Genomic DNA, 22,789 nt, shown 5'->3' on the forward strand with positions numbered 1-22,789 from the left:
GACTACTCCACCCGCCTCAAGGAATGTACCCATGGGATGGTTTAAAGACTTGCTGGGCACCACCGCTGCGCCAGCGCCACCCGTCGCCGATGGACCACTCGGCATGGCGCAAGGCAAAGGGGTCAGGTTCGATTCGACCCTGACGTTGTTGCTCGATGGCTCAAGCTCCGTACGCGTACCTGTCGATCAGGCGATCTGGAGCGCCGGCTGGGTCGACCTCGGCCAATCCAACAAGCTGCGTCGCTACTACATGAATGACGAAGATTTCTGGTTGCAAATCCACGTCACCGGCGACGATCAGATCGAATCGGTCATCCTGTTCAATTACCTCAGTTACGTGACCGTCAACACCGACGCCGAACTGCAGCGCCTCGCCGGCCCCAACAGTTTGATCGGCCTGCCGACCTACACCCACGAGGGGATCGAATACACCCGTGAGTGGGGCACCGAACAAGGCCAGACCGAGCTGGTGCCATTGACCGAGCAGGTGGTCAATCCGGACGAGAGCTACACCATCCGGCACCATTCGATGCTCTACGCCCGCGAGACCGGCCTGACCGATCGCCGCGAGCTGTTGCTGTTCTCCGTTGAACAGGACGAAGAAGGCACCGTCAGCCTGAGCACTTCGCTGGGCATTTCGCTGTACACGACTGACCTGAGCGCCATTTAACAAAGGAAGTTTTTCATGCTGGAAGTGCTGGCCGTTTCCCTGAACAAGACCGCGTTGACCGGTTTCGTCGTCTACCTGATCGGCGCCGTGCTGCTGTTCATGCTGTTTCAGTTTGTCTACACGCGCATCACCCCGCACAAAGAGTTCGAGCTGATCCGCGCCGGCAACACCGCCGCCGCGATCGCACTGGCCGGCGCAATCATTGGTTTCGCCATTCCCGCCAGCAACGTGATCGCCTTTTCGGTCAACGTCCTCGACTTCGTGCTCTGGGCGGTGATTGCAGCGGTTGTGCAACTGTTGGCGTTTCTCGCCACGACTCTGGTACTCAAGGGCACATCCCAGCGCATCGCCAACGGTGAAATTGCCTCCGGCATCTACGTGGCCGCTGTGGCGATCAGCGTCGGCATGCTCAACGCGGCGTGCATGACACCGTCCAACTGATCGGCAGGAAGCCTTAGATGAAACGAAGCAAATACGTTCAGTTGTCCCTCGCGGCGTCGGTGGCCATGGCCATTACCGGCGAAGCGGCGGCGGTGGATCAGCCGCGTAACTTCCAGAGCGTCGAACAATGCGTCGATGCCGAAGTGGCCGCCGAGGTCTGCTCGAACGCCTATGTGGCGGCACTCACCGAACACCGGCGCATCGCCCCGGCGTACGACGACAAGACCAAATGCGACGATGATTTCGCCGCCAACTGGTGTCAGAAAAATTCCGATGGCCGCTTCGTGCCGAAACTCGGCGGTTTCAAAGTGCCGCAGAAAGGCGATGCGGTGCAGAACCTCGACGCCATTGCCGATGCGCCAATGCCGGCCGATGACACGACAACGACCCACGCGACCCAAACCACCACACACTACTCCGGCGGTGGCGGTGGTAATGGCTGGCTGAGCGGCTGGTTGTTCGGCAATGCGACGAGCAACAACGCGAACCGCACGGTTTACCGCGACCGCGATACGCGGCAGACCTACGACACCTCGACCCAGTACCGCAAAATCGAATCGGCGCCACGCAGTCAACCGGACTACGACAGCAGTAAAAGCAAACCGGTAAACGTTGCCTCCTCGACATCCCGCGGCGGCTTCGGCAGCCAGTCCAGCGCCCGCAGCGGTTGGGGTGGCTGGGGCAGCAGTTCCGGTCGATCGAGCAGCTGACGATGAAGAAGATCCCCTGCGCCGAGCGCCACGACTGGAAACAGACAGCGGAAAGCCTCGGCTTCATGTTCCACACCATCGACGACGAACCCTACTGGGACGAGCGCGCGTACTACCAGTTCACGCTCGCGCAGATCGAAAACGATCTGGAGGACCCGACCACCGAACTGCATGAGATGTGCATGGACTTGGTCGACCGCGTCGTGCACAGCGAGGAGCTGCTGGATCGCCTGAGCATCCCGGCGTCGCACTACGACATGATCCGCACTTCCTGGCTGGAAGGTCACCCGCATCTGTACGGACGCATGGACTTTTCCTACAGCGGCAACGGTCCGGCAAAACTGCTGGAGCTCAACTACGACACCCCGACCAGCCTTTACGAAGCAGCGGCGTTCCAGTGGGGCTGGCTGGAGCAGTGCATCGAGCGCGGTACCCTGCCGCGCCATGCCGACCAGTTCAACAGCATCGACACCAAGCTGCATCAGGCCTTCGCCGAGTTGCAGCTCAAGCGACCATTCTATTTCGCCTCGATGAAAGACTCGGTTGAAGACAAAGGCACCACGGACTACCTGCGCCTGATCGCGGAAAAGGTCGGCGTCGAATCGCGGCACATCGACATCGAAGACATTGGCCTGACGGCTGCCGGGCGCTTTGTCGACCTTGAGGATCGCTGGATCCCGCACCTGTTCAAGTTGCACGCCTGGGAGTTCATCTTCCACGAACCGTTCGGCGCGGCGATTGCCGAGTGCGATACGCAGTTTTTCGAGCCGCCGTGGAAGGCGATCCTCTCCAACAAAGGCGCGCTGCCGTTGCTGTGGGAGCTGCACAAGGGCCATCCGAATCTGCTCGCGGCGCACCTCGACCCGAACCCGACCAGCGCTGTGCCCAAGGGTTGGGTGCGCAAACCGTACTTTTCCCGGGAAGGCGCCAACATCGAGTTGCAAACCGCTGACGGACTGATCGTCAAAGAGGACGGCCCGTACACCGATGCGCCGTTCATCCTGCAGGAATTTGCACCGCTGCCGAAGTTCGATGACAGCTACACGCTGATCGGCTCCTGGGTGATCGGCGATCAGGCGGCGGGGATTGGCGTACGCGAAGACAACAGCCTGATCACCAAGGATTCGAGCCGGTTTCTGCCGCATCTGATCCTCGATTGATCGTTCAGGCGCAGCAACTGGCGCCCATGAAAAAGCCGTAGCGTTGAGGCGCTACGGCTTTTTTGTGTATGCCCGGACTACGACAGTTCAGTGGTGCGCGATGGCACCTGTGCCGGGACTTCTTGCCTGGCGGATTCCGGCGAGGCGACCCCGGCCATTCGGCGACGGGAGATCTCCGCCCCCCGACGACGCAACGGGGTTTCGACAAAGCGATAGTTCAGTTCGCTGCACACCACCATGATCAACAACGACGTGAGCGCGAGCTCAAGCGTGTATCCCGGGCCTAGCGTCGTGCCACTGGCAGCAGCAACGCGAGTCCAGATTTCGGTACTCAGGTGATACGCGAAGATATGCACGACGTACAACGCGTAGGAACGTGAGCCCAGCCATTCGAACAGTCCACGCAACAGCGCCGGGCAATAGATATAGCCCTTCTGATAACTGGCCAGCCACACCGTGATCGCGGTTGTCATCGCCACCAGCCCAAATGCGATCGGCACATTGATCATTTGACCGGAGATAGCGCCCAGCATGTACAGCAGGAACAACGTGATCCCCAGACGCTTGAGCAGGCTACCGCCGAGCGCGACCGGTTCAATCTCCTTGTACAGCGAGGTGCGCGAAAACAGACAGAGCACGATCCCCCACATCATGGCGTCCATACGGAACGAGAACAGCAGAGGCGCTGGCGGCGCACCGAAACCGTTTCGATCAAAGCCGAACTGCAGGGCAATCAGCGCCAGCAAGATGATCAGCCGCCAGCGCGTCGACGTCACCAACAGCAGAAACAACGGAAATATGAAGTAGAACTGCTCTTCCAGCGCCAGGCTCCAGTACACCGAGTTAGGTCCCAGAAGCGTGCCGTGCAGGTTCGCCAGGTTGCCGGTGAATGTGGCGACCGCGGTAAAACTGCGCAGATTGTCGAACCAGGACTGAAAGGCGTTCGACTGGTTGAAAAATATCGAGAAAACCAGCGGTATCAGCACCCACAGCCAGGCTGTCGGCAGAAGACGATAGGCGCGTCTGATCCAGAACGAGGTGGCGGCAAGGCCGAACCGGTTCTGCTCACGATTTTTGTCGAAGTAATCGAGGTAAGCCTTGCTGACGACATAACCCGAGATGCAGAAGAACAGATCCACCCCGGTCCATGGCGAATAGATGCTGAACACCTTCAGGATGTACATATCGTAAAACGGCAGCAGTTGGGGCAGATGGGTGAAGATCGTCATGACGATGGCCGCGCCACGCAGATACTCGATTTCCTTATTCTTGATACTGCTCATCGGATTCTCTTGTTGTTAAAGACCAGGCGGCTGATCTGAGTTTCTTTTCCGGGAGAATTGCACGGGTATGCCCGTTTCCGGGACGGATCATGGAACGGCTGGTGCTCGCCTTCAAGAGCCTCCCCGAAACTTTAATGCCAACGGTTTGCACGGCGTACGCGCATTCTTCGGGAGGTGGCATCGGTGTCAGCAGCTTTTTCAGTCCTCCAAAACGACAAAACCCCCGCAATGCGAGGGTTTTGCACTCAAGCCAGACAGTGGCTCAAGCGGGTATCAGAACGGGATATCGTCATCAAAGCTGTCGAAATCCGGAGCCGGTTGTGGTGCGGCCTGCTGTGGAGCCGGGGCCGAACGCTGTTGCGGAGCCGATTGCTGCGGACGCGGAGCCTGCTGGCGTGGAGCCGGAGCGGACTGCTGGTAGTTGTTGCCACCGCCTTGTTGGTCGCCCTGTTGTGGACGGCCGCCGAGCAGTTGCATGGTGCCTTGCATGTCGACCACGATTTCGGTGGTGTAACGCTTGATACCGTCTTTTTCCCACTCGCGGGTCTGCAGTTTGCCTTCGATGTACACCTGCGAACCTTTACGCAGGTATTCGCCGGCGATTTCGGCGACTTTGCCGAACATCGACACACGGTGCCATTCGGTCTTCTCGACCTTCTGACCGGTTTGCTTGTCGGTCCATTGTTCGCTGGTGGCCAGACTCAGGTTGGTCACGGCGTTACCGTTAGGCAAGTAGCGAACTTCGGGATCCTGGCCGCAAGTGCCGACCAATATGACTTTGTTAACCCCACGGGCCATAACGTTCTCCTAGGCTTCGCAAGCAGCCCCGGCCGGGTTGTTCACCAGGCGTTCGAGGGTGTCGCGATCCACTAATTCTTTGTCCAGTTTGATGTAAACAGCCGCTTCGTCAGCGACTATTACTGCATCGGTTACCCCTACGAGGGCCTTGAGGCGCTCGACCAGACCCGCTTCGCGGATCGCCTCGGGCGACAACGGCAAGCGCAGACTCGTCACGTAGGGAGGTTCGCGCATGGTAACAGCAAAGGCCAGCCAAAGTGCAGCCAGCGCGGCGCATCCGAGGAACACAACCGACAGACCGCCATGCTGAAACAACCAGCCGCCGAGTATCCCGCCGAGTGCCGAACCGAGGAACTGGCTGGTGGAATACACGCCCATGGCCGTGCCCTTCCCGCCCGCCGGTGAAACCTTGCTGATCAGCGACGGCAATGAAGCTTCCAGCAGATTGAACGCGGTGAAAAATACCACCGTGCCGATCACCAGAGCCCGCAAGCTGTCACCGAACTGCCAGAAGAATAGCTCAGTGAGCATCAGCGTCATGACGGCGCCGAGCAAAACTCGTTTCATTTTGCGTTTCTTCTCGCCATAGATGATGAACGGGATCATGGCGAAGAACGAAATCAGCAATGCGGTGAGATAGACCCACCAGTGCTGCTCCTTGGGCAAACCGGCTTTTTCCACCAGCGCCAGAGGCAGCGCGACGAAGCTCGACATCAACATGGCATGTAATACAAATATGCCCAGATCGAGGCGCAGCAGGTCTGGATGCTTGAGCGTCGGCATCAACGCCTGACGCGCCACGCCGGACTCACGATGCTGCAGCGGCCCGGTGGATTTGGGCACCATGAACATGATGATCAGGATACCGACCAGCGCCATGCCGCCGGTGGCCAGGAACAGGCCGGACAAACCGAATGCACGGGTCAACAACGGCCCGACGACCATGGCGACCGCGAACGACAGGCCAATGGTCATGCCGATCATCGCCATCGCTTTGGTGCGGTGCTGTTCACGGGTCAGGTCGGAGAGCAGCGCCATGACCGCTGCGGAAATCGCCCCGGCGCCCTGCAGGATCCGGCCGGCAATCACGCCCCAGATCGAGTCGGCCTGTGAGGCCAGCACACTGCCAAGGGCGAAGACGATCAGCCCCAGGTAAATCACCGGGCGACGGCCTATGCGGTCGGAAATGATCCCGAACGGAATCTGAAAAATCGCCTGGGTCAGGCCGTAAGCACCAATGGCCAACCCGATCAGGGCCGGCGTCGCGCCCGCCAGATCCATGCCATAGGTCGCCAGTACCGGCAACACCATGAACATGCCCAGCATACGGAAGGCGAACACCAGGGCCAGACCGCTCGCCGCGCGGGTCTCGCTGCCACTCATGCGTTCGCTGTGGGGATCGTGCATGGAAAAACCTCATGTGAACCGGCGGCGATTCTACCAGTCCCATCGAAAGACGGGGTATATCGCGACGCTTTGCCACGCATAGATGAAACTCTCTTCATGCAGGGCAAAAAACGCTGTGCTTGATAGTGTGCATCCATCCAGTATTTGCCCGTATACTCCTACGTTTTCGACGCCCGCCGAGCGAGGCCACTTTGGACAAGATCCTGATACGTGGGGCCCGTACCCACAACCTGAAGAACATCGACCTGACCCTGCCACGGGACAAACTGATCGTCATCACCGGCCTGTCCGGATCCGGCAAGTCGTCCCTGGCGTTCGACACGCTGTACGCCGAAGGCCAGCGCCGCTATGTCGAATCGCTGTCGGCCTATGCCCGGCAGTTCCTGTCGATGATGGAAAAGCCCGACGTCGACACCATCGAAGGGCTGTCGCCGGCCATCTCCATCGAACAGAAGTCGACCTCGCACAACCCGCGCTCCACGGTCGGCACCATCACCGAAATCTACGATTACCTGCGCCTGCTTTATGCACGCGTCGGGACGCCGCGCTGCCCGGATCACGACATTCCACTGGAAGCGCAGACCGTCAGCCAGATGGTCGATCTGGTGCTGGCTCAGCCGGAAGGCAGCAAACTGATGCTGCTGGCGCCGGTGATCCGTGAGCGCAAAGGCGAGCACCTGTCGGTGTTTGAAGAGCTGCGTGCGCAGGGCTTCGTCCGCGCCCGGGTCAACGGCCGGATCTGCGAGCTTGACGAGCTGCCGAAACTGGATAAACAGAAGAAGCATTCGATTGATGTGATCGTCGACCGCTTCAAGGTTCGCGCCGACCTGCAGCAACGTCTGGCCGAGTCCTTCGAGACCGCACTGAAACTGGCCGACGGTATCGCCCTGGTGGCACCGATGGACGACGAGCCGGGCGAAGAAATGATCTTCTCCGCGCGTTTCGCCTGCCCGATCTGTGGTCATGCGATCAGCGAACTGGAGCCGAAGCTGTTCTCCTTCAACAACCCGGCCGGCGCCTGCCCGACTTGCGATGGTCTGGGGGTGAAGCAGTTCTTCGACATCAAACGACTGGTCAATGGTGACCTGACGCTGGCCGAAGGCGCGATTCGCGGCTGGGACAGGCGCAACGTCTATTACTTCCAGATGCTAGGCTCACTGGCCTCGCATTACGGCTTCAGTCTGGAAGTACCGTTCAACGAACTGCCGGCCGATCAGCAAAAGTTCATCCTGCACGGCAGCGGCTCGCAGAACGTCGACTTCAAATACCTGAATGACCGTGGCGACATCGTCAAGCGCTCGCATCCGTTCGAAGGCATCGTGCCCAACCTTGAGCGCCGCTACCGCGAAACCGAATCGGCGAGCGTGCGTGAAGAGCTGGCGAAGTTCCTCAGCACCCAGTCTTGCCCGGACTGCCGCGGTACCCGTCTGCGTCGTGAGGCACGTCACGTGTGGGTAGGCGAGAAAACGCTGCCAGCGGTCACCAACCTGCCAATCGGCGATGCTTGCGAGTACTTCGGCGAGCTGAAGATGACCGGCCGTCGCGGCGAGATCGCCGACAAGATCCTCAAGGAAATCCGCGAGCGCCTGCAGTTCCTGGTCAACGTCGGCCTCGATTATCTGTCGCTGGATCGCAGTGCCGACACGTTGTCCGGGGGTGAGGCACAACGGATTCGGCTGGCCAGCCAGATCGGCGCCGGCCTCGTAGGTGTGCTGTACATCCTCGACGAACCGTCCATTGGTCTGCATCAGCGCGATAACGACCGACTGCTCGGCACGCTCAAGCATCTTCGCGACATCGGTAACACGGTGATCGTGGTCGAGCACGACGAAGACGCGATTCGTCTGGCCGACTACGTTGTGGATATCGGTCCGGGCGCCGGTGTACATGGCGGGCAGATTGTCGCCGAAGGTACGCCGGCCGAAGTCATGGCGCACCCGGACTCCCTTACCGGCAAATACCTGTCGGGGCGGGTGAAGATCGAAGTGCCGGCCAAGCGCACACCGCGCAACAAGAAGCAGGTTCTGGCACTAAAGGGCGCGCGCGGCAACAACTTGCGCAACGTGGACCTCGAGATTCCGATTGGCTTGCTCACTTGCGTGACTGGCGTGTCCGGTTCGGGCAAATCGACGCTGATCAACAACACGCTGTTCCCGCTGAGCGCCACTGCTCTCAATGGCGCGACTACGCTGGAAGCCGCGGCGCACGACAGCATCAAAGGTCTGGAACATCTCGACAAAGTCGTCGATATCGACCAGAGCCCGATTGGCCGTACCCCGCGTTCCAACCCGGCGACTTACACCGGCCTGTTCACACCGATTCGCGAACTGTTCGCCGGCGTACCGGAATCGCGCTCCCGCGGTTACGGCCCGGGGCGTTTCTCGTTCAACGTCAAGGGTGGTCGGTGCGAGGCGTGCCAGGGCGATGGCTTGATCAAAGTGGAAATGCACTTCCTGCCGGACATCTACGTGCCGTGCGACGTGTGCAAGAGCAAGCGCTACAACCGCGAAACCCTTGAGATCAAGTACAAGGGCAAGAGCATCCACGAAACCCTCGAGATGACCATCGAGGAAGCCCGGGTGTTCTTTGACGCGGTGCCGGCGCTGGCGCGCAAGCTGCAAACGTTGATGGATGTCGGCCTGTCCTACATCAAGCTCGGGCAATCGGCGACGACCCTGTCCGGCGGTGAGGCGCAGCGGGTCAAGCTGTCTCGCGAGCTGTCGAAACGCGACACCGGCAAGACGCTGTACATCCTCGATGAGCCGACCACCGGTCTGCACTTCGCCGATATTCAGCAATTGCTCGACGTACTGCACCGTCTGCGCGATCACGGCAACACTGTGGTGGTGATCGAGCACAATCTGGATGTGATCAAAACCGCCGACTGGCTGGTCGACCTCGGGCCAGAAGGTGGCTCCAAAGGTGGACAGATCATTGCCACCGGTACGCCGGAGCAAGTGGCCGAGATGAAGCAGTCTCACACCGGCCATTACCTCAAGCCGTTGCTGATCCGCGATCGTGCATAAACAACGGACATGAAAAAGCCCCTGTCACTTCATCAGTGACAGGGGCTTTTTTGTATCTGTGGCAATCAGGTGTGGGATTGCAGGTAGTTCTCGAGACCGATCAGCTTGATCAGACCCAACTGCTTTTCCAGCCAGTAGGTGTGATCTTCTTCAGTGTCGTTGAGCTGAACCCGCAGAATCTCACGGCTGACGTAGTCTTTGTGCAGTTCGCAAAGCTCAATGCCTTTGCACAGCGCAGCGCGGACTTTGTATTCGAGACGCAGATCCGCTTCGAGCATCTCCGGCACGGTGGTGCCGACATCCAGATCATCTGGACGCATGCGCGGGGTGCCTTCAAGCATCAGAATGCGGCGCATCAACGCATCAGCGTGACCAGCCTCTTCTTCCATTTCATGGTTGATTCGCTCGTAGAGCTTGGTGAACCCCCAGTCCTCATACATCCGCGAATGAACGAAATATTGGTCACGCGCGGCCAGTTCGCCGGTCAGCAACGTGTTGAGGTAATCGATAACGTCTGGGTGGCCTTGCATCGCCCTACATCTCCCTGCTTGAAAGTCTGTAGTTTGAACCAAGCTGACTGGAAGGTCACCCACTTCGCGCAATAAAAGCGAAGATATTCTTAGAAAAGCAGCCTAAATAACGCAAAAACCGCCCAAATGAGGGCGGTTCTGCTTCTCGTTTAGACTTCGTTAAGCTGTACGTTGAGCAGCTTTGCGATTGCTTCTCCATACGCCGGATCGGCTTTGTAGAAATGCTGCAACTGGCGATCAACGACATCACTGGAAACACTGGCCATCGCACCGGCAATGTTGCTCACCAACAGCGCTTTCTGATCGTCGCTCATCAGACGGAACAGCGCGCCGGCATGGCTGTAGTAATCGGTATCTTCACGGTGATCGTAACGATCCGCTGCACCGCTCAGGGCCAATGCCGGCTCAGCGTAATGCGGCGCTTGCTTCGGCGACTCGATGTAGCTGTTCGGCTCGTAGTTAGGCGCTGCCCCACCGTTGCTGCCGAAAGCCATCGAACCATCGCGCTGGTAGGTATTCACCGGGCTACGGGGTGCGTTGACCGGCAGTTGCTGGTGATTGGTACCGACGCGGTAGCGATGGGCATCGGCGTATGCGAACACGCGGCCCTGAAGCATGCGATCCGGCGACAGACCGACGCCAGGCACCATGTTGCTTGGGCCAAATGCCGCTTGCTCGACCTCGGCGAAATAGTTGAGCGGATTACGATTCAGTTCAAGCTCACCTACTTCGATCAGCGGAAACTCTTTCTGCGACCAGGTCTTGGTTACGTCGAACGGATTCTCGTAATGCGCCGCTGCTTGAGCTTCGGTCATGATCTGGATGCACACGCGCCATTTTGGGAAGTCCCCGCGCTCAATGGCTTCGAAAAGATCACGTTGTGCGTAGTCAGGATCGGTGCCCGCCAGACGAGCAGCATCTGCAGGCGCGAGGTTCTTGATCCCTTGTTTGGTTTTGTAGTGCCACTTGACCCAATGACGCTCACCTTTGGCGCTGATCAGGCTGTAAGTGTGACTGCCGAAGCCGTGCATGTGACGGTAGCCGTCCGGGATGCCGCGATCGGAAAACAGAATGGTGACCTGATGCAGCGCCTCGGGCGAATGCGACCAGAAATCCCACATCATTTGCGCACTTTTCAGATTGCTCTGCGGGAGGCGTTTCTGTGTATGGATGAAATCCGGGAATTTCAGCGGGTCACGAATGAAGAACACCGGCGTGTTGTTACCAACGATGTCCCAGTTGCCTTCTTCGGTATAGAACTTCAGTGCAAAGCCGCGCGGATCACGTTCAGTGTCGGCCGAACCGCGCTCGCCACCTACGGTTGAAAAACGCAGGAACGTCGGAGTTTGTTTGCCGACAGCTTCGAACAGCTTGGCACTTGTGTACTCGGTGATGTCGCGAGTGACAGTGAAAGTGCCGTAAGCACCCGAGCCTTTAGCGTGTACTCGGCGCTCAGGGATGTTTTCACGGTTGAAATGGGCAAGCTTCTCGATCAGGTGAAAATCGTCGAGCAGCAGCGGGCCACGTGGACCGGCGGAGCGAGAATTCTGGTTATCAGCGACAGGTGCGCCACTGGCGGTCGTAAGCGTTTTGATCTGGCTCATACGGTCTTCTTCCTCTGTCAGTCTTGAAACTGCCGGCTAATCGGCTTGCTGAGAAGTATTGATCATCCATGTGACACCTACAAATTCATTAACTTGTAGACATCGATAGATAATTACTAATTATGTTTCTCAGCACATAGTGACAACAGAACAGTGTCAGAAGCTTGTACGAACAGCGCATTTTCTAGCGGACACAAAAAACCGGGCACTAGGCCCGGTTTTTCGTTTCAGACTGACGTCTTACTCGGCGGATACAGCTTCGCCAGCAGTAGCACGATCAACCAACTCGACGTACGCCATAGGCGCGTTGTCGCCAGCGCGGAAACCGCACTTGAGGATGCGCAGGTAGCCACCCTCACGGGTAGCGTAACGCTTGCCCAGGTCGTTGAAGAGCTTACCAACGATAGCTTTCGAACGAGTACGGTCGAAAGCCAGACGGCGGTTAGCCAGGCTGTCTGTCTTGGCCAGAGTGATCAGCGGCTCGGCAACGCGGCGCAGTTCTTTGGCTTTTGGCAGAGTAGTTTTGATCAGCTCGTGCTCGAACAGCGACACCGCCATGTTTTGGAACATGGCCTTGCGGTGCGAGCTGGTGCGGCTCAGGTGACGACCACTTTTACGATGACGCATGGTTCATTCCTTACCAAACACTACGTTCGGTGATTACGACGATCAGGCAGTCGCCTTGTCGTCCTTCTTAAGACTTGCAGGCGGCCAGTTGTCGAGGCGCATGCCGAGGGACAGACCGCGGGAGGCCAGAACGTCCTTGATTTCAGTCAAGGATTTCTTGCCCAGGTTCGGAGTCTTCAACAGCTCTACTTCGGTACGCTGAATCAGGTCGCCGATGTAGTAGATGTTTTCCGCCTTAAGGCAGTTAGCCGAACGTACAGTCAGTTCCAGATCGTCAACCGGGCGAAGCAGGATCGGATCGATCTCGTCTTCCTGCTCGACAACCACTGGCTCACTGTCACCTTTGAGGTCGACGAACGCAGCCAACTGCTGTTGCAGGATGGTTGCAGCGCGGCGAATAGCCTCTTCAGGATCCAGAGTACCGTTGGTTTCCAGATCAATAACCAGCTTGTCCAGGTTGGTACGCTGCTCGACACGGGCGTTTTCCACCACGTATGCGATACGGCGAACCGGGCTGAACGAAGAGTCGAGCTGCAAGCGACCGATGCTGCGGCTTTCATCTTCATCGCTCTGACGCGAGTCGGCTGGTTCATAACCACGACCACGAGCTACGGTGAGCTTCATGTTCAGGGCGCCGTTAGACGCCAGGTTAGCGATTACGTGATCGGGATTAACGATCTCGACATCATGATCCAGCTGAATATCGGCAGCGGTAACCACCCCCGAACCCTTCTTCGACAAGGTCAGCGTAACTTCGTCACGACCGTGCAGCTTGATGGCCAGACCTTTAAGGTTCAACAGGATTTCAATTACGTCTTCCTGTACACCTTCGATGGCGCTGTACTCGTGGAGCACACCGTCAATCTCGGCCTCGACTACTGCGCAGCCGGGCATTGAGGACAACAGGATGCGTCGCAGCGCGTTGCCCAGGGTGTGGCCAAAACCACGCTCGAGAGGCTCGAGAGTGATCTTGGCGCGGGTTGGACTGACAACCTGCACATCAATATGGCGGGGTGTCAGGAACTCATTTACCGAAATCTGCATGGATGCACCTATTTTCTAGCCCTTACTTGGAGTAGAGCTCGACAATCAGGCTTTCGTTGATGTCGGCGGACAGATCACTGCGAGCAGGAACGTTCTTGAAAACGCCCGACTTCTTCTCAGTGTCTACTTCTACCCATTCTACGCGGCCACGTTGGGCACACAGATCGAGAGCTTGGACAATGCGAAGTTGGTTTTTTGCTTTCTCGCGAACTGCAACCACGTCACCAGCACGAACCTGATACGACGGAACGTTTACGGTCTGACCGTTAACGCTGATCGACTTGTGCGATACCAGCTGACGGGATTCGGCACGAGTCGAACCAAAGCCCATACGGTATACAACGTTGTCCAGACGGCATTCGAGCAGTTGCAGCAGGTTTTCACCGGTTGCACCTTTCTTGCCAGCAGCTTCTTTGTAGTAGCCACTGAACTGACGCTCGAGAACGCCGTAGATACGACGGACCTTCTGCTTTTCACGCAGTTGGGTGCCGTAATCGGACTGGCGACCGCGGCGTTGGCCGTGGATACCAGGTGCTGCTTCAATGTTGCACTTCGATTCGATCGCGCGCACGCCGCTCTTCAGGAAGAGATCGGTGCCTTCGCGACGAGCGAGTTTGCATTTTGGACCAATGTAACGAGCCATTCTTTACAATCTCCTGGATTACACGCGGCGCTTCTTCGGCGGACGGCACCCGTTGTGCGGGATTGGCGTCACGTCGGTGATGCTGGCGATCTTGTAGCCACAGCCGTTCAAAGCGCGGACTGCGGATTCACGACCTGGACCTGGACCCTTGACGTTAACGTCGAGGTTTTTCAGGCCGTATTCCAGCGCAGCTTGACCAGCACGTTCAGCAGCTACTTGAGCAGCAAACGGGGTGGACTTGCGGGAACCGCGGAAACCCGAACCACCGGAGGTAGCCCAGGAAAGAGCGTTACCTTGACGGTCGGTAATGGTCACGATGGTGTTGTTAAAAGATGCATGGATGTGGGCGATGCCATCAACCACTGTCTTTTTAACTTTTTTACGAGGACGAGCAGCAGGTTTTGCCATGATTAAATTCCTGTCGATTCGCTGGGGCGATTACTTGCGGATCGGCTTACGCGGACCTTTACGGGTACGCGCGTTGGTCTTGGTACGCTGACCGCGTACTGGCAGACCACGACGATGACGCAGACCGCGATAGCAACCGAGGTCCATCAAGCGCTTGATTTTCATGTTGATTTCGCGACGCAGGTCACCTTCAGTGGTGAACTTCGCCACTTCGCCACGCAGCTGTTCAATTTGCTCGTCGCTCAGATCTTTGATCTTTGCTGCTGGGTTTACCCCAGTCACTGCACAGATCTTCTGCGCAGTAGTGCGACCAACACCATAGATGTAGGTCAGCGAGATAACAGTATGCTTGTTATCTGGAATGTTAACGCCTGCAATACGGGCCATTCAGTGGGACTCCAATTGACAGCTACCTACGCCCCGGAAGCCAAGAAATAGGGCGCGAGATAATATCGCTGTAATAACAAATAATCAACCCGGTAGCGCACTAGCTACCGGGCTTGAAGCACAATCACACTCAGCCTTGGCGCTGTTTGTGACGCGGTTCCGCGCTGCAAATTACTCGAACAACACCTTCGCGGCGAATAATCTTGCAGTTACGGCACAGCTTTTTCACCGATGCACGAACTTTCATCACCAACTCCTCGAACCTTATGGGTACTCAGCGCAACATGCCGCTGCCGTAACCCTTCAGGTTGGCTTTCTTCATCAGGGATTCGTACTGGTGCGAAACGAGGTGCGATTGTACTTGGGACATGAAGTCCATCACAACCACGACCACGATCAGCAACGAGGTCCCGCCAAGGTAGAACGGAACGTTTGCTGCAACCACCAGGAACTGGGGCAACAGGCACACGGCCGTCATGTAAAGAGCACCGAACATGGTCAAGCGAGTCAGAACGCCATCAATGTAGCGCGCAGACTGCTCACCTGGACGGATGCCCGGAATAAAGGCACCGGACTTCTTCAGGTTTTCCGCTACGTCTTTCGGATTGAACATCAACGCCGTATAGAAGAAGCAGAAGAAAATAATCCCTGCACTAAACAGCAGAATATTCAACGGCTGACCAGGAGCGATCGACTGCGAGATGTCCTGCAACCAGCCCATACCTTCAGACTGACCAAACCAGGCACCCAACGAAGCCGGGAACAGCAAAATGCTGCTCGCGAAAATAGCCGGAATAACACCGGCCATGTTCACCTTCAGCGGCAAGTGGCTTGTCTGCGCAGCAAAAACCTTGCGGCCCTGCTGACGCTTGGCGTAGTGAACAGCAATACGACGCTGACCACGCTCAATGAACACCACGAAACCGATAATCGCTACTGCCAGCAAACCGATGGCAACCAAGGCGAAGATGTTGATATCACCCTGACGCGCAGACTCGAAAGACTGCCCGATTGCTCTCGGAAGACCGGCGACGATACCCGAAAAAATCAACATCGAGATACCGTTGCCTACACCACGCTCAGTAATCTGCTCACCCAGCCACATCATGAACATCGCACCAGCCACAAATGTGGATACCGCGACGAAATGGAAGCCAAAGTCACCAGTGAACGCAACGCCCTGCCCCGCCAGACCAATGGACATACCAATAGCCTGAACGAGAGCGAGGACGACGGTGCCGTAGCGGGTGTACTGGCTAATCTTGCGACGGCCAGCTTCACCTTCCTTCTTCAACTGCTCCAGCTGCGGGCTGACGGCGGTCATCAGTTGCATGATGATCGATGCCGAAATGTACGGCATGATCCCCAGTGCAAAGATGCTCATCCGTTCCAGCGCGCCGCCGGAAAACATGTTGAACAAGCTAAGAATGGTCCCCTCATTCTGTCGAAACAGGTCTGCGAGTCGGTCCGGGTTGATACCTGGAACCGGGATGTGTGCGCCTATTCGGTAGACGATAATCGCCAGGAACAGAAAACGCAGACGAGCCCAGAGTTCAGACATACCGCCTTTGCCGAGCGCAGAGAGAGCACCTTGCTTAGCCATTTATTCCTCGAACTTGCCGCCAGCTGCTTCGATAGCCGCACGCGCACCTTTGGTGGCGCCGATTCCCTTGCCGATAGTGACAGCGCGAGTCACTTCACCGGACAGCATGATTTTCACACGCTGTACGTTGACGTTAATCACGTTGGCATCTTTCAGGGACTGCACAGTGACGATGTCGCCTTCCACTTTAGCCAGCTCGGACAGACGCACTTCTGCGCGATCCATGGCTTTCAGGGAAACGAAACCGAACTTAGGCAGGCGACGATGCAGCGGCTGTTGACCGCCTTCAAAGCCTGGAGCAATGGTGCCACCGGAGCGGGAGGTCTGACCTTTGTGACCACGGCCACCAGTCTTACCCAAACCGCTACCGATACCACGGCCCGGACGATGCTTTTCGCGACGGGAACCCGGCGCTGGACTCAGATCATTGAGTTTCATCGATTAACCCTCGACACGCAGCATGTAGTAAGCCTTGTTGATCATCCCGCGATTCTCGGGAGTATCCTGGACTTCTACAGTGTGACCGATGCGACGCAGACCCAGACCCTTAACGCACAGTTTGTGGTTAGGGATGCGGCCGGTCATGCTTTTGATCAGCGTTACTTTAACGGTAGCCATGATCAGAAGATCTCCTTGACGCTTTTGCCACGCTTGGCGGCAATGGATTCAGGAGACTGCATAGCCTTCAAACCTTTGAAAGTGGCGTGAACCACGTTTACCGGGTTAGTCGAGCCGTAGCACTTGGCCAGAACGTTCTGAACGCCAGCAACTTCGAGGACAGCACGCATAGCGCCACCAGCGATGATACCGGTACCTTCAGAAGCAGGCTGCATGTACACCTTCGAAGCGCCGTGAGCGGACTTCATTGCGTACTGCAGAGTGGTGCCGTTCAGGTCAACTTGAATCATGTTGCGGCGAGCAGCTTCCATTGCCTTCTGGATCGCAGCAGGCACTTCACGCGACTTGCCACGGCCGAAGCCAACACGCCCTTTACCATCACCAACCACGGTCAACGCGGTGAAAGTGAAGATACGGCCGCCTTTAACGGTTTTGGCTACGCGGTTAACTTGAACCAGCTTCTCGATGTAGCCTTCGTCGCGCTTTTGGTCGTTATTTGACATAACTTAGAACTCCAGCCCAGCTTCACGAGCAGCATCAGCCAGCGCTTTAACGCGGCCGTGATACTTGAAGCCAGAGCGGTCGAAAGCCACTTGCGAGACGCCAGCGGCCTTAGCACGCGTAGCGACCAGCTGGCCAACCTTTGTGGCCGCGTCGATGTTGCCAGTGGCGCCATCACGCAGTTCTTTATCCAAAGTCGAGGCGCTTGCCAGGACTTTGTTGCCGTCGGCCGAGATGACCTGGGCGTAGATGTGCTGCGACGAGCGGAACACGCAGAGACGCACGACTTCGAGTTCGTGCATTTTCAGGCGTGCTTTGCGAGCGCGACGCAGTCGAGTAACTTTTTTGTCGGTCATTTGCTATGCCCTACTTCTTCTTGGCTTCTTTACGACGGACAACTTCGTCCGCGTAGCGCACACCTTTGCCTTTGTACGGCTCTGGTGGACGGAAGTCGCGGATCTCAGCAGCCACTTGACCTACCAGTTGCTTGTCGATGCCCTTGATCAGGATATCGGTCTGGCTAGGAGTCTCAGCGGTGATGCCTTCCGGCAGTTCGTAATCCACTGGGTGCGAGAAGCCAAGGGCCAGGTTCAAAACCGTGCCTTTTGCTTGCGCTTTGTAACCAACACCGACCAGCTGGAGCTTGCGCTCGAAGCCTTGGCTTACGCCTTGGACCATGTTGTTTACCAACGCACGCGTGGTACCGGCCATTGCGCGAGTTTGTTGATCGCCATTGCGAGCAGCGAAACGCAGCTCACCAGCTTCTTCAACGATCTCAACGGACGAATGGATGTTCAGTTCAAGAGTACCCTTGGCACCCTTCACCGAAAGCTGTTGGCCTGCGAATTTTACTTCGACACCGGCTGGCAGCTTAACGGGGTTCTTAGCGACGCGAGACATGCTTATCCCCCCTTAGAACACAGTGCAAAGAACTTCGCCGCCGACACCGGCAGCGCGCGCAGCACGATCCGTCATCACACCTTTGTTGGTGGAGACGATAGACACGCCAAGACCGCCACGAACTTTCGGCAGATCTTCAACGGACTTGTACTGACGCAGGCCTGGACGACTAACGCGCTTCACTTCTTCGATAACCGGACGGCCTTCGAAGTACTTCAGCGAGATGGACAGCGACGGCTTAGCGTCGGTGGTGATCTGAAAATCCGCGATGTAACCTTCGTCCTTCAGGACTTTTGCTACAGCCACCTTCAGCGTGGAAGACGGCATGCTTACGACAGACTTTTCAGCCATCTGGGCATTACGGATTCGAGTTAGCATGTCCGCTAACGGGTCCTGCATACTCATGGGCTAGACGCTCCTAATACAGAAAAATTAGCCTTGCGGCTACTACTTGTCGCCGAGAACTTCCGGGCATGAAAAACACGGGCTCAGGCGAGCCGGTCATTCTAGACACACCCCAGAAATGAATCAAGCCCCAAAAGGGGCTTGATTCAGATTCAAGGCCACCGATGGTCAGGTTCTTGCGAACCCGGCCATCAAGGCTTTGACAACGATTACCAGCTGGCTTTAACCAGACCTGGAACGTCACCACGCATTGCAGCTTCACGCAGCTTGTTACGGCCAAGGCCGAACTTGCGGTAAACGCCGTGCGGACGACCAGTCAGGCGGCAACGGTTACGCATGCGCGAAGCGCTTGCGTCACGTGGTTGCTTCTGCAGAGCTACGGTAGCTTCCCAGCGTGCTTCTGGACTTGCGTTCAGATCGACGATGATAGCTTTCAGCGCTGCACGCTTGGTGGCGTACTTGGCAACAGTGAGCTGACGCTTCAGCTCACGGTTTTTCATGCTCTTCTTGGCCATTTTCCTACTCCAATCAGTTGCGGAACGGGAATTTGAAAGCACGCAGCAGAGCGCGGCCTTCATCATCGTTCTTGGCAGTGGTGGTCAGGGTAATGTCCAGACCGCGGAGAGCATCGATCTTGTCGTAGTCGATTTCCGGGAAAATGATCTGCTCTTTCACGCCCATGCTGTAGTTACCACGACCATCGAAGGACTTGGCATTCAGGCCGCGGAAGTCGCGAACCCGAGGCAGGGAGATCGACAGCAGACGATCCAGGAACTCGTACATACGCTCACGGCGCAGGGTCACTTTGACGCCGATCGGCCATCCTTCGCGGACTTTAAAGCCAGCGATGGATTTACGAGCGTAGGTCACAACGACTTTCTGGCCGGTGATCTTTTCCAGGTCAGCAACAGCGTGCTCGATGACTTTTTTGTCACCAACAGCTTCGCCCAAACCCATGTTCAAGGTGATTTTTGTAACGCGTGGAACTTCCATCACGTTCGAAAGCTTAAGTTCTTCCTTAAGCTTCGGTGCGATTTCCTTCCAGTAAATCTCTTTTAGTCGTGCCATGGTCTTCTACCTAGCAGTGTTCAAGCATCAACCGCTTTTTGGGTCGACTTGAAGACACGAATTTTCTTGCCGTCTTCTACTTTAAAACCAACGCGGTCAGCCTTGTTGGTTTCGCCGTTGAAAATGGCGACGTTAGAAGCGTCCAGTGGAGCTTCTTTTTCGACGATACCGCCTTGTACGCCCGACATCGGGTTAGGCTTGGTATGACGCTTAACCAGGTTCAGACCGCTAATAACCAGACGGTTATTAGCAAGAACCTTAAGCACCTTACCGCGCTTACCTTTGTCTTTGCCGGCGATCACGATGATCTCGTCGTCACGACGAATCTTTTGCATGTCGGATCTCCTTACAGCACTTCTGGGGCGAGCGAGACGATCTTCATGAACTTCTCAGTACGAAGCTCACGGGTCACTGGCCCAAAGATACGGGTGCCGATCGGCTCTTGCTTGTTGTTCAGAAGAACAGCAGCGTTGCCATCAAAGCGGATAATGGAGCCATCAGCACGACGTACGCCGTGACGAGTGCGGACTACGACAGCAGTCATCACTTGGCCTTTTTTCACTTTACCGCGAGGAATTGCTTCCTTCACGGTAACTTTGATGATGTCACCGATACCAGCGTAACGACGATGGGAGCCACCCAGCACCTTGATGCACATAACGCGGCGAGCGCCGCTGTTATCGGCCACATCGAGCATGGATTGAGTCTGAATCATATAATTTCTCCGACCCCTAGCCCTTAGACTTCCACAGCGCGTTCGAGAACATCAACCAGCGCCCAAGACTTGGTCTTGGCCATCGGACGAGTTTCACGAATAGTGACTTTGTCGCCGATGTGGCACTGATTGGTTTCGTCGTGCGCGTGCAGCTTAGTCGAACGCTTAACGTATTTACCGTAGATCGGGTGCTTTACGCGACGCTCGATCAGAACGGTGATGGTTTTGTCCATCTTGTCGCTGACAACACGGCCAGTCAGCGTACGGACAGTTTTTTCGGCTTCAGCCATGATTACTTACCTGCCTGCTGGTTGAGCACAGTCTTCACGCGAGCGATGTCACGCTTAACTTGCGAGAGCAGATGAGACTGCCCCAACTGGCCAGTTGCTTTCTGCATACGCAGATTGAACTGGTCGCGCAGCAAGCCGAGCAGTTGCTCGTTCAGCTGCTGTGCGGATTTTTCACGAAGTTCATTCGCTTTCATCACATCACCGTCCGTTTAACAAAGGCGGTGGCGAGCGGCAGCTTTGCAGCAGCCAGGGCAAAAGCCTCACGCGCCAGCTCTTCAGAAACACCCTCGATTTCATACAGGACTTTGCCTGGCTGAATCTGGGCTACCCAGTATTCGACACTACCCTTACCTTTACCCATCCGAACTTCGAGGGGCTTTTTGGAAATCGGCTTGTCCGGGAATACACGGATCCAGATCTTGCCGCCACGTTTAACGTGACGGGTCAGAGCACGACGCGCTGACTCGATCTGACGAGCGGTGAGACGACCACGAGCTACAGACTTCAACGCGAACTCGCCGAAGCTGACTTTGCTACCGCGCTGAGCCAGACCACGGTTGTGGCCTGTCATCTGCTTGCGGAACTTCGTACGCTTAGGTTGCAACATTTGGCGTACCCCTTACTTAGCAGCTTTTTTACGAGGCGCTGGTGCTTGTGGTTTCAGCTCTTCTTGGCGACCACCAATTACTTCGCCTTTGAAGATCCAAACCTTTACACCGATCACACCGTAAGTGGTGTGAGCTTCGTAGTTGGCATAGTCGATGTCGGCACGCAGGGTGTGCAATGGCACACGACCTTCGCGATACCATTCAGTACGTGCGATTTCAGCACCGCCGAGACGACCGCTCACTTGGATTTTGATGCCTTTGGCACCAATGCGCATGGCGTTCTGAACTGCGCGCTTCATAGCGCGACGGAACATTACACGACGCTCCAGCTGCTGAGCTACGCTCTGCGCAACCAGCATACCGTCGAGCTCCGGCTTGCGGATCTCTTCGATATTGATGTGCACAGGCACACCCATTTGCTTGGTCAGGTCCTGACGCAGTTTCTCAACATCCTCACCTTTCTTCCCGATAACGATACCTGGACGAGCGGTGTGGATGGTGATACGTGCAGTTTGGGCCGGACGATGGATATCGATACGGCTTACGGACGCGCTTTTTAGTTTGTCTTGGAGATACTCACGCACTTTCAGATCTGCGAACAAGTAGTCCGCATAAGTCCGACCGTCTGCGTACCAGACGGAGGTGTGCTCCTTGACGATTCCCAGGCGAATGCCAATGGGATGTACTTTCTGACCCATCTCTTCGACTCCGTTACTTGTCAGCAACCTTGACAGTGATATGGCAAGACCGCTTGACGATGCGATCAGCACGGCCTTTGGCACGTGGCATGATGCGCTTCAGCGAACGCCCTTCGTTGACGAAAACAGTGCTGACCTTCAGGTCATCAACGTCTGCGCCTTCGTTATGCTCGGCGTTGGCTACGGCCGACTCCAGCACTTTCTTCATGATCTCGGCGGCTTTCTTACTGCTGAAAGCCAACAAGTTGAGCGCTTCGCCCACCTTCTTCCCGCGGATCTGGTCGGCGACCAAGCGGGCTTTCTGGGCGGAGATTCGAGCGCCCGACAACTTAGCGGCTACTTCCATTTCCTAACCCCTTAACGCTTGGCTTTCTTGTCTGCCACGTGCCCACGATAAGTGCGGGTACCGGCGAACTCGCCCAGTTTATGGCCGACCATGTCTTCGTTCACGAGAACTGGGACGTGCTGACGACCGTTATGTACGGCGATGGTCAGACCGACCATCTGTGGCAGGATCATCGAACGACGCGACCAAGTCTTAATTGGTTTGCGATCGTTCTTTTCCGCCGCCACTTCGATCTTCTTCAGTAGGTGAAGATCAATAAAAGGACCTTTTTTCAGAGAACGTGGCACTGTCGTATCCCT

Annotated in this window: 33 protein-coding genes; 5 read left to right on the forward strand and 28 right to left on the reverse strand. The window is 56.6% G+C overall.

Annotated elements, in window-relative coordinates; translation table 11 throughout:
- Positions 1-31: 31 nt before the first annotated feature.
- Genes KI231_RS26225 through KI231_RS26240 form a run of 4 tightly spaced genes read left to right on the forward strand, consistent with a single transcriptional unit; the run spans position 32 to position 2,981 of the window.
- Positions 32-670 carry a DUF2491 family protein gene (locus KI231_RS26225; protein ID WP_103303756.1) on the forward strand — a complete coding sequence of 213 codons (639 nt, stop codon included), beginning with the start codon at positions 32-34 and terminating at the stop codon, positions 668-670.
- Between the two features lie 15 nt (positions 671-685).
- Positions 686-1,111, forward strand: coding sequence for a DUF350 domain-containing protein (locus KI231_RS26230; protein WP_103303757.1), 426 nt, complete (start codon positions 686-688; stop codon positions 1,109-1,111).
- A gap of 17 nt (positions 1,112-1,128) precedes the next feature.
- Complete coding sequence (locus KI231_RS26235) at positions 1,129-1,821, forward strand: DUF1190 domain-containing protein (RefSeq protein WP_213026722.1); 693 nt, start codon at positions 1,129-1,131, stop codon at positions 1,819-1,821.
- Positions 1,822-1,823: 2 nt separating this feature from the next.
- Positions 1,824-2,981, forward strand: coding sequence for a glutathionylspermidine synthase family protein (locus KI231_RS26240; protein WP_213026723.1), 1,158 nt, complete (start codon positions 1,824-1,826; stop codon positions 2,979-2,981).
- Positions 2,982-3,058: 77 nt separating this feature from the next.
- Here the strand turns inward: KI231_RS26240 and KI231_RS26245 are convergent, their stop codons facing one another.
- The 3 genes from KI231_RS26245 to KI231_RS26255 form a co-directional block, all read right to left on the reverse strand.
- Complete coding sequence (locus KI231_RS26245; RefSeq protein ID WP_213026724.1) at positions 3,059-4,264, reverse strand: acyltransferase family protein; 1,206 nt, start codon at positions 4,262-4,264, stop codon at positions 3,059-3,061.
- Positions 4,265-4,537: 273 nt separating this feature from the next.
- A complete protein-coding gene (locus tag KI231_RS26250) occupies positions 4,538-5,062 on the reverse strand; it encodes a single-stranded DNA-binding protein (RefSeq protein WP_008081898.1) in 525 nt (174 codons plus the stop codon).
- Between the two features lie 9 nt (positions 5,063-5,071).
- A complete protein-coding gene (locus KI231_RS26255) occupies positions 5,072-6,469 on the reverse strand; it encodes an MFS transporter (protein WP_103303761.1) in 1,398 nt (465 codons plus the stop codon).
- A gap of 191 nt (positions 6,470-6,660) precedes the next feature.
- On the opposite strand from KI231_RS26255, the gene uvrA reads away from it, so the two are divergent.
- On the forward strand, positions 6,661-9,495 hold the full coding sequence (uvrA, locus tag KI231_RS26260; RefSeq protein WP_213026725.1) for an excinuclease ABC subunit UvrA: 2,835 nt from the start codon (positions 6,661-6,663) through the stop codon (positions 9,493-9,495).
- Positions 9,496-9,560: 65 nt separating this feature from the next.
- Here uvrA and bfr read toward each other — a convergent pair whose 3' ends face one another.
- From bfr to rpsS, 25 genes are all read right to left on the reverse strand, one after another.
- A complete protein-coding gene (bfr, locus tag KI231_RS26265) occupies positions 9,561-10,025 on the reverse strand; it encodes a bacterioferritin (protein WP_103303763.1) in 465 nt (154 codons plus the stop codon).
- A 149-nt stretch (positions 10,026-10,174) separates the two neighbouring features.
- Positions 10,175-11,629 carry a catalase gene (locus tag KI231_RS26270; protein WP_103303764.1) on the reverse strand — a complete coding sequence of 485 codons (1,455 nt, stop codon included), beginning with the start codon at positions 11,627-11,629 and terminating at the stop codon, positions 10,175-10,177.
- A 240-nt stretch (positions 11,630-11,869) separates the two neighbouring features.
- The gene (gene rplQ, locus KI231_RS26275) at positions 11,870-12,256 is read right to left on the reverse strand and encodes a 50S ribosomal protein L17 (protein ID WP_003176402.1); all 387 of its coding nucleotides are present in this window, start codon (positions 12,254-12,256) and stop codon (positions 11,870-11,872) included.
- Between the two features lie 42 nt (positions 12,257-12,298).
- On the reverse strand, positions 12,299-13,300 hold the full coding sequence (locus KI231_RS26280) for a DNA-directed RNA polymerase subunit alpha (RefSeq protein WP_003186012.1): 1,002 nt from the start codon (positions 13,298-13,300) through the stop codon (positions 12,299-12,301).
- A 22-nt stretch (positions 13,301-13,322) separates the two neighbouring features.
- Positions 13,323-13,943: a 30S ribosomal protein S4 gene (gene rpsD / locus KI231_RS26285; RefSeq protein ID WP_003176404.1), complete on the reverse strand. Its 621-nt coding sequence runs from the start codon at positions 13,941-13,943 to the stop codon at positions 13,323-13,325.
- A gap of 18 nt (positions 13,944-13,961) precedes the next feature.
- Positions 13,962-14,351 carry a 30S ribosomal protein S11 gene (rpsK, locus tag KI231_RS26290; RefSeq protein WP_002555466.1) on the reverse strand — a complete coding sequence of 130 codons (390 nt, stop codon included), beginning with the start codon at positions 14,349-14,351 and terminating at the stop codon, positions 13,962-13,964.
- Positions 14,352-14,381: 30 nt separating this feature from the next.
- Positions 14,382-14,738, reverse strand: coding sequence for a 30S ribosomal protein S13 (rpsM, locus tag KI231_RS26295; protein WP_003186020.1), 357 nt, complete (start codon positions 14,736-14,738; stop codon positions 14,382-14,384).
- 130 nt (positions 14,739-14,868) lie between these two features.
- Complete coding sequence (gene rpmJ, locus KI231_RS26300; RefSeq protein ID WP_002555468.1) at positions 14,869-14,985, reverse strand: 50S ribosomal protein L36; 117 nt, start codon at positions 14,983-14,985, stop codon at positions 14,869-14,871.
- A gap of 27 nt (positions 14,986-15,012) precedes the next feature.
- Positions 15,013-16,341 carry a preprotein translocase subunit SecY gene (gene secY / locus KI231_RS26305; RefSeq protein WP_003228718.1) on the reverse strand — a complete coding sequence of 443 codons (1,329 nt, stop codon included), beginning with the start codon at positions 16,339-16,341 and terminating at the stop codon, positions 15,013-15,015.
- Complete coding sequence (gene rplO, locus KI231_RS26310; RefSeq protein WP_003228720.1) at positions 16,342-16,779, reverse strand: 50S ribosomal protein L15; 438 nt, start codon at positions 16,777-16,779, stop codon at positions 16,342-16,344. It lies immediately after the preceding gene.
- A gap of 3 nt (positions 16,780-16,782) precedes the next feature.
- The gene (gene rpmD / locus KI231_RS26315) at positions 16,783-16,959 is read right to left on the reverse strand and encodes a 50S ribosomal protein L30 (protein WP_003176408.1); all 177 of its coding nucleotides are present in this window, start codon (positions 16,957-16,959) and stop codon (positions 16,783-16,785) included.
- A gap of 2 nt (positions 16,960-16,961) precedes the next feature.
- Entirely contained in the window at positions 16,962-17,462 is a 501-nt protein-coding gene (rpsE, locus tag KI231_RS26320) for a 30S ribosomal protein S5 (protein ID WP_003186035.1), read from the reverse strand.
- 3 nt (positions 17,463-17,465) lie between these two features.
- The gene (gene rplR / locus KI231_RS26325) at positions 17,466-17,816 is read right to left on the reverse strand and encodes a 50S ribosomal protein L18 (RefSeq protein ID WP_003186037.1); all 351 of its coding nucleotides are present in this window, start codon (positions 17,814-17,816) and stop codon (positions 17,466-17,468) included.
- Between the two features lie 10 nt (positions 17,817-17,826).
- Entirely contained in the window at positions 17,827-18,360 is a 534-nt protein-coding gene (rplF, locus tag KI231_RS26330; protein ID WP_003176412.1) for a 50S ribosomal protein L6, read from the reverse strand.
- 12 nt (positions 18,361-18,372) lie between these two features.
- A complete protein-coding gene (gene rpsH / locus KI231_RS26335) occupies positions 18,373-18,765 on the reverse strand; it encodes a 30S ribosomal protein S8 (protein ID WP_007966178.1) in 393 nt (130 codons plus the stop codon).
- A 209-nt stretch (positions 18,766-18,974) separates the two neighbouring features.
- Positions 18,975-19,280, reverse strand: a complete 306-nt coding sequence (gene rpsN, locus KI231_RS26340; RefSeq protein WP_003228726.1) for a 30S ribosomal protein S14 — start codon at positions 19,278-19,280, stop codon at positions 18,975-18,977.
- 13 nt (positions 19,281-19,293) lie between these two features.
- A complete protein-coding gene (rplE, locus tag KI231_RS26345; protein WP_003176415.1) occupies positions 19,294-19,833 on the reverse strand; it encodes a 50S ribosomal protein L5 in 540 nt (179 codons plus the stop codon).
- 20 nt (positions 19,834-19,853) lie between these two features.
- Positions 19,854-20,168 (reverse strand): 50S ribosomal protein L24, encoded by a 315-nt coding sequence (gene rplX / locus KI231_RS26350; protein WP_008081905.1) that lies wholly within the window; start codon positions 20,166-20,168, stop codon positions 19,854-19,856.
- Between the two features lie 11 nt (positions 20,169-20,179).
- The gene (rplN, locus tag KI231_RS26355; RefSeq protein WP_002555479.1) at positions 20,180-20,548 is read right to left on the reverse strand and encodes a 50S ribosomal protein L14; all 369 of its coding nucleotides are present in this window, start codon (positions 20,546-20,548) and stop codon (positions 20,180-20,182) included.
- 23 nt (positions 20,549-20,571) lie between these two features.
- A complete protein-coding gene (gene rpsQ / locus KI231_RS26360) occupies positions 20,572-20,838 on the reverse strand; it encodes a 30S ribosomal protein S17 (RefSeq protein WP_003194644.1) in 267 nt (88 codons plus the stop codon).
- 2 nt (positions 20,839-20,840) lie between these two features.
- Positions 20,841-21,032 carry a 50S ribosomal protein L29 gene (gene rpmC / locus KI231_RS26365; RefSeq protein ID WP_002555481.1) on the reverse strand — a complete coding sequence of 64 codons (192 nt, stop codon included), beginning with the start codon at positions 21,030-21,032 and terminating at the stop codon, positions 20,841-20,843.
- The gene (gene rplP, locus KI231_RS26370) at positions 21,032-21,445 is read right to left on the reverse strand and encodes a 50S ribosomal protein L16 (protein ID WP_007896757.1); all 414 of its coding nucleotides are present in this window, start codon (positions 21,443-21,445) and stop codon (positions 21,032-21,034) included. Before rplP ends, rpmC begins: the two co-directional genes overlap by 1 nt.
- Positions 21,446-21,457: 12 nt before the next feature.
- Entirely contained in the window at positions 21,458-22,144 is a 687-nt protein-coding gene (gene rpsC / locus KI231_RS26375) for a 30S ribosomal protein S3 (protein ID WP_003176422.1), read from the reverse strand.
- A 13-nt stretch (positions 22,145-22,157) separates the two neighbouring features.
- Positions 22,158-22,490 (reverse strand): 50S ribosomal protein L22, encoded by a 333-nt coding sequence (gene rplV / locus KI231_RS26380; protein WP_003103908.1) that lies wholly within the window; start codon positions 22,488-22,490, stop codon positions 22,158-22,160.
- A gap of 11 nt (positions 22,491-22,501) precedes the next feature.
- Complete coding sequence (gene rpsS / locus KI231_RS26385) at positions 22,502-22,777, reverse strand: 30S ribosomal protein S19 (protein WP_003228731.1); 276 nt, start codon at positions 22,775-22,777, stop codon at positions 22,502-22,504.
- Positions 22,778-22,789 lie beyond the last annotated feature (12 nt).

Source organism: Pseudomonas sp. Seg1, from assembly GCF_018326005.1.
Taxonomy (GTDB): domain Bacteria; phylum Pseudomonadota; class Gammaproteobacteria; order Pseudomonadales; family Pseudomonadaceae; genus Aquipseudomonas.